Raw genomic sequence first — 10782 nt, 5'->3', positions numbered from 1 at the left:
TGACTGTTTACCTGGAAGCCAAAATGTATCGTCCATAAGGCTTAGCCTATTTCTATTCTTATATCGCAACATAGCAGTGACCTCGTTTTTTAAATCTTAATATCACTACTATAGCATACAATGCAAGCAAAATATTTAGTTAAATCGAATGCCTGCCCGGACTTTTTGCAGGGAGATCCGTTAAAGCTTTTGAAAAATGCGGCTTCCGGGTTGTTCGAACAAGAAAACATATCGGGGTTGACGGTTGACGAGTTCAAAAAACTTGTCTGACATGCTGCCCCTCTTCAACCAACTGACCATACTGCCTCCTCCACCGCGATTCAAACCGCTTACCGCGTTGCTTCACGCCTCCATCTTTTGTCCGATGCGCATACGCGAATACTTGCCCATACTTTTTTCAACCACATGAAGGAGCACCATTTTGCCGTGCCGTGAATTACGCTATGCCTCGAAGGACGACTGGCGGGCCTTGAATGATTGGCTCAAGGGGCGTTGGAGTCCGGATCTCTCCATGGAACAACGGGTTCGCGACATTTTAACCCAGGTCCGGGAACAAGGGGACGAGGCCCTGGTCGACTTTACCCGCCGCTTCGACTGCCCCGACTTTCAGGCGTATATGATCCGCGTTCCAGAGGCCGATCTGTCCGCGGCCCTGGCGTCCATCCCTTCGGAAGACGTCGCTATCCTGGAAGCAGCCATCGGCAATGTGCGCGGTTTCCATGAGCAGCAGGTCCAACGCTCCTGGTTTCAGACCAAGCCGGACGGGACCGTCCTCGGCCAGATGGTCCGGCCCGTGGAGCGGGTCGGGCTGTATGTTCCCGGGGGCCAGGGCGGGACCACGCCCTTGATTTCCAGCCTGATCATGAACGCCGTTCCGGCCCAGGTGGCCGGGGTGGACGCCGTGGCTGCGGTCTCCCCGCCCCGGGCCGATGGGACCCTGGACGCCTACATCCTGGCCACCGCGGCCCTGCTGGGCATCACCGAGGTCTACCGCCTGGGCAGCGCCTGGGCTGTGGCCGCTTTGGCCTTCGGCACCGGGACGGTACCGGCGGTGGACGTCATCGCCGGGCCGGGCAACATCTACGTGACCACGGCCAAGCGCCTGCTGGTGGGCCAGGTGGGCATCGACATGATCGCCGGGCCCAGCGAGATCGCCATCCTGGCCGACGCTTCCGCCAAACCGGAATGGGTGGCCGCTGACATGCTCTCCCAGGCTGAGCACGACCCCCTGGCCGCCTCCATCCTCGTCTCCGACAGCCAGTCGCTCCTGGACAACGTCAAGGTTGCGCTCTCCAGGCAATTGGCGGAACTCCCGCGTTCGGAAACCGCCGCGCAATCCCTGGCTGACTGGGGCGCCCTGATCCTCGTGCCCGACATTCGTGTCGGCACGGAGTTGATCAACCTTCTGGCCCCGGAACACCTGGAACTGTGCGTGGACGATCCCTGGCGGCTTCTGGGACTGATCCGCAACGCCGGGGCCGTATTCATGGGCCATCACTGCCCGGAACCCATCGGCGACTACTTCGCCGGACCAAATCACGTCCTGCCCACCATGGGCACGGCTCGCTTCACTTCCGGCCTTTCCGTGGACAACTTCATCAAGAAATCCAACATAATCGCCACGTCGTGCGCGTATGTCGCCGAGCACGGCCCGGCCGTGGCCCGACTGGCGACGCTGGAAGGGCTGGACGCCCACGCCCGCTCGGTTCTACAAAGAGGCTGAACCGCCATTAGGCAGGCACTCCGTCATCCAAAATGCCGAATCACGGAGGCAACTGCTCCAAAATCGTCACGCATGCGGACTGACGGATCAAGTGCTTGGAGTGACAAGAGTTGACTTTTTTCTTCCCGCCAACAATGTATTGCCCGTGAATCACCAAGAAGAACGCCCATCAACCCCAACCCACTGATCGCGGAAAACCATGAAAATCCTCAGTCAAACATCCCTGCCTGAAATTAAGCTGCTCTCCCGCGGCAAGGTTCGAGACATCTACGAAGTCTCAGCGGACACCCTGCTCATCGTAACCACGGACCGGATGTCCGCCTTCGACGTGGTCCTGCCCGATCCGATCCCTTACAAGGGCGTGGTCTTGAACAAAATCACCCTGTTCTGGATGGATCGGATGCGCGCCGTTGTCCCCAACCATCTCCTGGCCGCCGATGTCGCCGACTTTCCCAAGGCCCTGCACCCCTATGCGGACCAACTGGAAGGTCGGTCCGTGCTGGTCCGCAAGGCGGCCCCGCTGCCGGTGGAGTGCATCGTGCGCGGCTACATCACCGGCTCCGGCTGGAAGGACTACCAGGACACCGGCATGGTCTGCGGGCACCAACTCCCCTCGGGGCTCCAGGAATCCCAGGAACTGATCCCACCGCTGTTCACCCCCTCCACCAAGGCCGAGGTGGGCGAACACGATGAGAACATCTCCGTGGCCAAGGCCGCGGAACTCCTGGGGCAGGAGCGGTTCGCCGCCGTGGAGCGCATTTCCCTGGACATCTACTCCCAGGCTCGGGAATACGCCAAAGGCCTGGGCCTGATCATCGCGGACACCAAGTTCGAGTTCGGTCTCGTGGGCGACGAGCTGTTGCTCATCGACGAAGTCCTGACCCCGGACTCCTCCCGGTTCTGGCCCCAGAAGGGCTACGCTCCGGGCCATTCCCAGCCCAGCTTCGACAAACAATACCTGCGGGACTGGCTGACCAAAAGCGGCTGGAACAAAAAAGCGCCCGGCCCGAACCTGCCCCCGGACGTCGTTGAGCAGACCCGGGACCGCTACCTGGACGCCTACGCCATGCTCACCGGCCAACGGCTGGAACTTCCCTGACCCATCTCCCAATAACCTTTCCCTGAATATTCTTTCGGTCCCGCGAACACCATCAAAGGAGACTCGCATGCTCGTATCCGGAAAAAAGGCACTGATCTTTGGCGTGGCCAACGATCGCAGCATCGCCTACGCCATCGCCAAGATCTTCAAGAATCAGGGCGCGTCCATCGCCCTGAACTTCGTCAACGCCGCCATCCGCAAACGGGTTGAGCCCATCAACGAGGAATTGGGCGGGGACTTCATTTTTCCCTGCGACGTGACCAAGGACGAGGAAATCGCCTCCGCTGCCCAGATTGTCGCCGAAAAATGGGGCGGCGTGGACATCCTGGTCCATTCCGTGGCCTTCGCCAACCGGGACGACTTGGCCGGACGCTACGTGGACACCTCCCGCGCCGGCTTCGCCCTGGCCTTGGACGTGTCCTGCTACTCCCTGGTGACCCTGTGCAAGGCCTTCGAGCCCCAGATGTCCGAGGGCGGGTCAGTCATGGCGCTGAGCTACTACGGCGCGGAAAAGGTCATTCCCAACTACAACGTCATGGGCGTGGCCAAGGCCGCCCTGGAGGCCAGCGTCCGCTATCTGTCCGTGGACATGGGCGCGAGGGGCGTCCGGGTCAACGCCATCAGCTCCGGCCCGCTGAAAACCCTGGCCTCCTCGGGCATCTCCGGGATGAAGCAGATCTTCAAGCACGTCGAGGACCGCGCGCCCCTGAAGCGCAACGTGACCCAGGAAGACGCCGCCGGTCTGGCCCTGTTCCTGGCCTCGGACTTTTCCACCTGCATCACCGGAGAAACCATCTACGTGGACGCCGGCTATAACATCATGGGCATGTGACCCTGGTCCACGATCTCAAATCGTGCTCATGCTCAATAAAGCGGTGTTCCTTATCGAAATCGCAATCGAAATCGAAATCGATTCCGAACACCGCAACCGGCTGAACACGAGCACGATTTTCCCGGCCATACTGAGCTATTGCGCATGCGTCTCCTCTCCCCACCTGCCGCGCTGTACCGCGCATTGATGGCCCTGCGCGCCGCCGCCTACGTCCGAGGCGTATTTCCCGCATGGCGGCCGCCCCAGCCCTGCATCAGCGTGGGCAACGTCCGCTGGGGCGGCACGGGCAAGACCCCGGTCTGCGCCTGGTTGCTGAATTGGGCCGCGGAGAACAACAAGCAATGCGTGCTGCTGACCCGTGGCTACCGCGCCCATCCTCCCCGCCTTCCTTTCCTTGTCGAATCGGACGCCTCCCCGCATGAAGCCGGTGACGAGCCATTGCTGCTGGCCCGCTCCAACCCGGCTGCCAGGATCGTGGTGGACCCCAAACGCGCCCGGGCCGGAAAATGGGCCTGGGACGCATGGCAACCGGACCTGTTTGTGCTGGACGACGGATTGCAGCACATGGCGGTGGCCCGGGACGTGAACCTGGCGCTGCTGACCCTCCAGGACCTGGACACCGACTGGAACAGAGTCGTGCCCAGCGGCCCCTGGCGCGAAGGTCCGTCCGCCCTATCCCGGGCGGACGCCTTCCTGGTCAAGCTGCCGGACCTGAAGATGATGAACGCTGGCCTACGGGAACGGATCGACCACCAGCTTGGAACGTACAAAAAACCGATCTTTTTTTTCACCCCGCTGCCCCTGCTCCTAACCAACCTCCGCACCGGAGAACGCCGGGATGATCTGCCCTCCCAAGCCGAGGGACGCTACCTCCTGTTCAGCGGCGTGGCCGACCCGTTGTCCGTGGAGCACACGGCTTCAACCTTCCTGGGCCGCAAGCCGGTCCGCTTCGACGCCTTTGCCGATCACCATCCCTTTTCCGCCAATGACGTCGCCCGGCTGGCGCAAAAAGCCGCAACCGCGAACACGGATCACCTGGTCTGCACGGCCAAGGACGCCGTCAAAATCCGCGACGTACTGCCCCAGGAACAGGAGGCGAACCGAGGGCCGATCCAGGCGCCGCAGTGGTGGAGCCTGGACATGTCGGTCCGGTTCGCGCCGTTCACAACCGACGCTCCCCGGTTCGAGGACTGGCTGGAACGCCGCCTGACCCAGGTATGATGGTCCACCCATGCGTCTAAGCCCCCTGAATCAACGCCGCTGGGCCAATTTCCGGAAGAACCGGCGCGGGTATTGGTCGCTGTGGATCTTTCTGGTCTTGTTCCTGACCACCCTGGGAGCGGACTTCATCGCCAACGAAAAGCCGCTTCTGGTCCGCTACGACGCGCAGTGGTTTTTCCCTATTTTCCAGATTTATCCGGAAACCGCCTTTGGCGGGGACTTCCCCATTGAGGCCTATTATCGCGACCCGTTCGTGGCCGACCTGATCCGGGAAAAGGGCTGGATGCTCTGGCCGCCCATCGCCTACAGCCACCAGACCGTGAACTTCAACCTGGACGTCCCGGCCCCCTCCCCGCCCAGCTGGGAAAACTGGCTCGGCACCGACGATCAGGGCCGGGACGTGCTGGCCCGGGTCATCTACGGGTTCCGGATTTCCGTACTGTTCGGCCTGCTCCTGACCCTGTCCAGCACGGTCATCGGCATTGCCGCCGGAGCTGTCCAGGGCTATTTCGGCGGCTGGACCGATCTGCTCTTCCAGCGCTTCATGGAAATCTGGTCCGGCCTGCCCCTGCTCTACCTGATCATCATCCTCTCGGCCCTGATCGAACCCAGTTTCTGGTGGCTGCTGCTGATCATGCTGCTTTTTTCCTGGATGGCCCTGGTGGGCGTGGTCCGGGCGGAATTCCTGCGGACCCGCAACTTCGACTATGTCCGGGCGGCACGGGCCCTGGGCGTGGGCAACCTGACCATCATGTTCCGGCACATCCTGCCCAACGCCATGGTAGCCACCCTGACCTTCCTGCCCTTTATCCTCAACGGCTCCATCACCACCCTGACGTCCCTGGACTTCCTCGGCTTCGGCCTGCCGCCGGGCTCCCCGTCCCTGGGGGAACTCCTGGCCCAGGGCAAGGCCAACCTCCAGGCCCCCTGGCTGGGCATCACCGCCTTCATGGTCCTGGCCGTAATGCTCAGCCTGCTGATCTTCATCGGCGAGGCAGCCAGGGACGCTTTTGATCCGAGGAAGAAGACGGTATGATGACGAAACCAATTCTTTTCCCAGCCGCACGCGGAGCCATTGTCGGCCCCCCTCGATCTGATTTGCGATCAACATGATGCGATACCCAGAACCCGCTTGGAATCGAAATCGGTATCGAAATCGGTATCGTCCCAGCGTAGAGTCGTTATTCTCGATTGCGATCACGATTTCGATTTCGATACCAACTCCATAAGAGTTGCCCCAACATCTACTTATAAATCAGCCTTCAGCCCTCTGACTTCCCCCCATGCCCACTTCCCCCCTGCTCCACGTCAGCGACCTGTCCGTCTCCTTTCACGGCTCCGGGGCCATCGTTTCCGCCGTGCAAAACGTCGGATTCACGCTGCGTAAGGGGCGAACCATGGCCCTGGTGGGCGAGTCCGGTTCCGGGAAGTCGGTCACGGCCCTGTCCCTGGTCCAGCTCTTGCCCTATCCCCAGGCCTTTCATCCCGGCGGGTCGATTCTGCTGGACGGTCAGGAATTGGTGGAGGCTTCGGAAGCGGTGCTGCGCGAAGTGCGCGGGGGACGGATCGGGATGATCTTTCAGGAGCCGCACAGCTCGCTCAACCCCTTGCACACGGTGGAAAAGCAGATCGTGGAAACCCTGCGCCTGCACCAGAAGCTTGCTCCGGACCAAGCCAGAGCGCGGGCCTTGGAGCTTCTGGAACTGGTGGGCCTGGACGATCCCGGACAAAAGCTGTCCTCCTGGCCGCATCAGCTTTCCGGGGGACAATGTCAGCGGGTGATGATCGCCATGGCCCTGGCCAACAACCCGGATCTGCTCATCGCCGACGAGCCGACCACGGCTCTGGACGTGACCATCCAGGCCCAGGTGCTGGCCCTGCTCAAGGATTTGCAACAACGCCTAGGCATGGCCATGCTCCTGATCACCCACGATCTGAACATCGTGCGCAAAAACGCCGACGACGTCTGCGTGATGCGGGAGGGCAAAATCGTTGAGTCCGGTCCGATGGAGCGGGTCTTCACCACGCCGGAGCATCCCTACACCCAACGGCTCCTGAAGGCCGAGCCCCGGGACGGCCCGGTGGCCGACCCCGCTTCCACGGAGCCGGTACTCGCCGGGCGGGAGGTCAATGTCTGGTTTCCGATCAGGAAAGGACTGCTCAAGCGCACCAAGGGGCACATCAAGGCCGTCAACGGCGTGAACGTACGGCTGTATCCCGGCCGGACCTTGGGCGTGGTCGGGGAATCCGGCTCGGGCAAGACCACCCTGGGTCTGGCCTTGCTGCGCCTGAACGCCTCCACGGGCCGGATCGTCTTCCAGGGCCGGGAGATCCACCAGTTGCCCCCCCGCGCCCTGCGCCCGCTCAGGCGGAACATGCAGATCGTTTTCCAGGACCCCTTCGGCAGCCTCAATCCGCGGATGTCCATCACCCAGATCATCGGCGAGGGGTTGGCCGTGCACCGCCTGGGACATGCCGGACGGGAGCGGGACGCCCTGATCGCCTCGGCCCTGGAGGAAGTCGGCCTGGACCCGGAAAGCCGCCACCGCTATCCCCACGAATTCTCCGGCGGCCAGCGCCAGCGCATCGCCATTGCCCGGGCCATGATTCTCAAGCCGGACGTACTGGTTCTGGACGAACCCACCTCTGCTCTGGACATGTCCGTCCAGGCCCAGATCGTGGACCTGCTGCGCACCCTGCAACATGAGCACGGCACCGCCTACCTGTTCATCAGCCACGATCTGCGGGTGGTCCGGGCCATGAGTCACGATATCTTGGTCATGCACCATGGACATGTGGTCGAACAGGGCCCGGCCCAAGACGTCGTCTCCCGGCCCAAACACCCCTACACGCGCGCATTGATGGCCGCGGCCTTTGACTTGGAGGCCGCGGCGGATGTCTGATCTTTCCGGGTGCCCGATTTGTTCAGTAGCGAATGTTACATTTACGTAAAACCGGCTGTAAGGTTTTACTTCGACATGAAAGCCATATAGGAGTCTGCTTTTGACCCACCGTAATCCGTAATGTCCATCACCCTTTCCTTCGAGCCCGAGCATGAACATTCGCAGCCTGAACACGCAGTTGATCCTGGTCGTGACCCTTTCCGTGGCGCTGTCCATCGGCGCGTTGATCATTTACGTCAACAAGTCCACGTCCGACATGGCCTTTACGTTGCAGACCCGAACCATGCACAATGTCGCCGATTCCACCTCACGGGTCCTGGAGAACTCCATCCACAACCTCGTCTCCCTGACGGCATCCCTGGCGGAGCAGAACGCCTTTGAAAGCGCCCTGCAGTCCGACTATTTTCGCCAGGACGCCTCCCGGATCATCACCAACTTCATGAGCGGCTACGGGGATATCTGGGCCGTGACGCTGTTTGACGAAAATGGCGACGTCATCGTCGGCTACAACGCCGACGACCGGGACTTGACCGGCATGTCCCTGAAGGACGAGCCGTTCATGCGGACATTGTTCACAGGCCAAGGGGTGGTCGTCGAGAACCGGGTACGCAGGGCCATGGGCGGTGTTGCGCCGACCATGAGCGCCGCCGCGGTGGTTCGCGACCTGACCGGCCAGGTCGCCGGCGGCGTATCCGTTTCCACCCGGTGGGACAACTTCACCCGGCAGTTCATCGATACGATTTCCGTCGGTCAAACCGGCTTCGCGGCCATTCTGGACAATGACGGCCGCCTGGCGGCCCATGGCCGGGAGCCGGGGCGCATTCTGACCTCCGGTGCCGAGAGCGGCCTGGGCCAGGCCATGGACATCCAGCAGGGCCTGATCTCCTTCAGCCACGATGGCCGGGCCATGCTCATGGCCGTGACCACCATGCCGCTCAACGGATGGAAGGTCTGCACCGTCATTGACGCCGCGGAGATGAACACCGTGCCCAACCGCCAACGCAACACCCTGATCGCCAGCGGCTTGTTCATGGCCTTGCTCCTGGCCGGCTTGATCATCCTCATGCTCAGGCGGTACGTCCTAGCTCCCCTGACTTCCATCGAGTCCTACGCCGGCAAGGTCACTCACGGCGACCTGGGCGCTCGTCTGGACGGAAGATTTCGGTTCGAACTGGCGGAACTGGCCAGCAATCTGACCGCCATGGTCCAGGAATTGAAAAACAAGCTGGGCTTTTCCGAGGGTGTCCTGAAGAGCATTTCCGCCAACTTTCCTTTTCTCATCCTGGACTCCGAATCCCGCATCACCCACACGAACCGCTTGTTGCTGGAAATTTTAGCCAAGGAAGGCGCTCCGGAAGACTATCAATTCCAGGATGCCGGTCTGTTTTTTCATGGCGAGGCCGGACGTCGGACCAGATCCTCTCAGGCGCTCATCGAGAAACGCCGCGTGGAGGGCGAAATGGAAGTACTGGTCCAGGGGCGCAAGAAAATCCTAAGCGTCAACGCCAACCCCATTTACGACTGGGACGGCAACCTGACCGGCGTCCTGACCCTATACTACGATTTGACCACCATCCGAGAGCAGGAAGCCGAGATCAAGGGCAAGAATACGCAAATCGAAAGCGTGGCGGCCCGGGTTCAGGAAATTTCCCAGCAGGTCTCCGACGCGATGGAACGCATCGCCAAACAGGTGACTCAGGCGGGCGACGGTTCCCGTCGGCAGGAACAGCGCTCCGCGGAAACAGCTACGGCCATGGAGGAGATGAACGCCTCGATCCAGGAAATCGCCGCCAACGCCGGACATGCCGCGCAAAACTCGGATGAGGCCAAATCACAAGCCCTGGAAGGCCGGGGGCTGGTCAACCAGGTCGTGGATTCCATCACCCAGGTTCAGCAGCAGACGCAAAGCCTCCAGGCGGACATGAACGTCCTGGGCGAACGGGCCCAGAACATCGGCCGGGTAATCACGGTGATCGAGGATATCGCCGACCAGACCAACCTTCTGGCCCTGAACGCGGCCATCGAGGCGGCCCGGGCCGGGGACGCGGGTCGCGGGTTCGCCGTGGTGGCCGACGAGGTGCGCAAGCTGGCCGAAAAAACCATGGCCGCCACCAAGGAAGTCTCGGAATCCATTGCCTCAATCCAGGACGGAACCCACCGCGGCATCTCCGCGGTGCGATCGGCCACGGACTATGTCACGGCTTCCGCCGAGCTGGCCACCCGCTCCGATGCGTCCTTGCAAGTGATCGCCGACCTCGTGGAAAACAACGCTTCCCAGGTCGGGGCCATGGCCGCGGCCAGCAACCAGCAATCCGCGGCCAGCGAGGAGGTCAGCCGGTCCGTTTCCGAGATCAGCCGAATTTCCACGGAGACCGCCCAGGGCATGGCCTTGGCGGAACAGGAACTCGCCGGTCTCGTGGACCAGATCCGCCGCCTGCGGGATCTGATCCAGGAAATGCAGGTTTCGTGCTGAGGCCCCACCATGGGAAAAAGCGGTTTACGAGGCATCCCCAGGCTGATCCAGGCATTTGTCTGTTCCCTACTGGGACTGCGTAGCGCGTGGCGCAACGAAGAGGCCTTTCGGCTGGAGGTTCTGGCCGCTCTGGCGCTGGTCCCCGTCGCGTTGTGGCTGGGAGAAGGCGGCGTGGAACGGGCCTTGCTGCTGGGCAGCGTGGTCCTGGTCCTGATCGTCGAGTTGCTGAATTCCGCCGTGGAAGCCGTGGTGGACCGGATAGGAATGGAGCACAACGAGCTGTCCGGCAGGGCCAAAGACATCGGCTCCGCAGCCGTCCTGCTCTCCCTCCTCCTCGTCCCGGTGGTCTGGGCCTTGGTTCTTCTCGGCTGACTCCTTCGCCCCCTTCCCCATCCCTCCTTGATGTCACGCCTCACTTCCCAAGTAAAACCATTTCTATACATAGCGACTTAATTAATTGCGCATAACCTTCTCAGTGTCTCGCTGCCGTGAGCCCAGTTCAGAAACTGTGACTCGACCGCCATTTCAATT

At 61.7% G+C, this 10782-nt stretch carries 8 protein-coding genes; all 8 read left to right on the top strand.

All coding sequences use genetic code 11. The annotated features are described in order from the left end of the window. Positions 1 to 421: 421 nt before the first annotated feature. Positions 422 to 1723, top strand: a complete 1302-nt coding sequence (gene hisD, locus AC559A_RS18075) for a histidinol dehydrogenase (protein WP_498819092.1) — start codon at positions 422 to 424, stop codon at positions 1721 to 1723. Positions 1724 to 1922: 199 nt separating this feature from the next. Then, positions 1923 to 2822 carry a phosphoribosylaminoimidazolesuccinocarboxamide synthase gene (locus AC559A_RS18070; RefSeq protein WP_028571193.1) on the top strand — a complete coding sequence of 300 codons (900 nt, stop codon included), beginning with the start codon at positions 1923 to 1925 and terminating at the stop codon, positions 2820 to 2822. 67 nt (positions 2823 to 2889) lie between these two features. After that, a complete protein-coding gene (locus AC559A_RS18065) occupies positions 2890 to 3654 on the top strand; it encodes an enoyl-ACP reductase FabI (protein WP_028571192.1) in 765 nt (254 codons plus the stop codon). 144 nt (positions 3655 to 3798) lie between these two features. After that, on the top strand, positions 3799 to 4875 hold the full coding sequence (lpxK, locus tag AC559A_RS18060) for a tetraacyldisaccharide 4'-kinase (protein WP_498819091.1): 1077 nt from the start codon (positions 3799 to 3801) through the stop codon (positions 4873 to 4875). Between the two features lie 10 nt (positions 4876 to 4885). Further along, positions 4886 to 5911, top strand: a complete 1026-nt coding sequence (locus AC559A_RS18055) for an ABC transporter permease (protein WP_498819090.1) — start codon at positions 4886 to 4888, stop codon at positions 5909 to 5911. A gap of 247 nt (positions 5912 to 6158) precedes the next feature. Beyond that, the gene (locus AC559A_RS18050; protein ID WP_498819089.1) at positions 6159 to 7778 is read left to right on the top strand and encodes an ABC transporter ATP-binding protein; all 1620 of its coding nucleotides are present in this window, start codon (positions 6159 to 6161) and stop codon (positions 7776 to 7778) included. A 151-nt stretch (positions 7779 to 7929) separates the two neighbouring features. Beyond that, complete coding sequence (locus AC559A_RS18045; protein ID WP_498819088.1) at positions 7930 to 10251, top strand: methyl-accepting chemotaxis protein; 2322 nt, start codon at positions 7930 to 7932, stop codon at positions 10249 to 10251. Positions 10252 to 10260: 9 nt separating this feature from the next. Further along, positions 10261 to 10623, top strand: coding sequence for a diacylglycerol kinase (locus AC559A_RS18040; RefSeq protein WP_028571188.1), 363 nt, complete (start codon positions 10261 to 10263; stop codon positions 10621 to 10623). Positions 10624 to 10782 lie beyond the last annotated feature (159 nt).

This window comes from Desulfonatronum zhilinae (assembly GCF_900182865.1).
Lineage (GTDB): Bacteria > Desulfobacterota > Desulfovibrionia > Desulfovibrionales > Desulfonatronaceae > Desulfonatronum > Desulfonatronum lacustre.
Note: the sequence above shows the minus strand (reverse complement) of the source record. Positions and strands in the feature narration are given on the sequence as shown.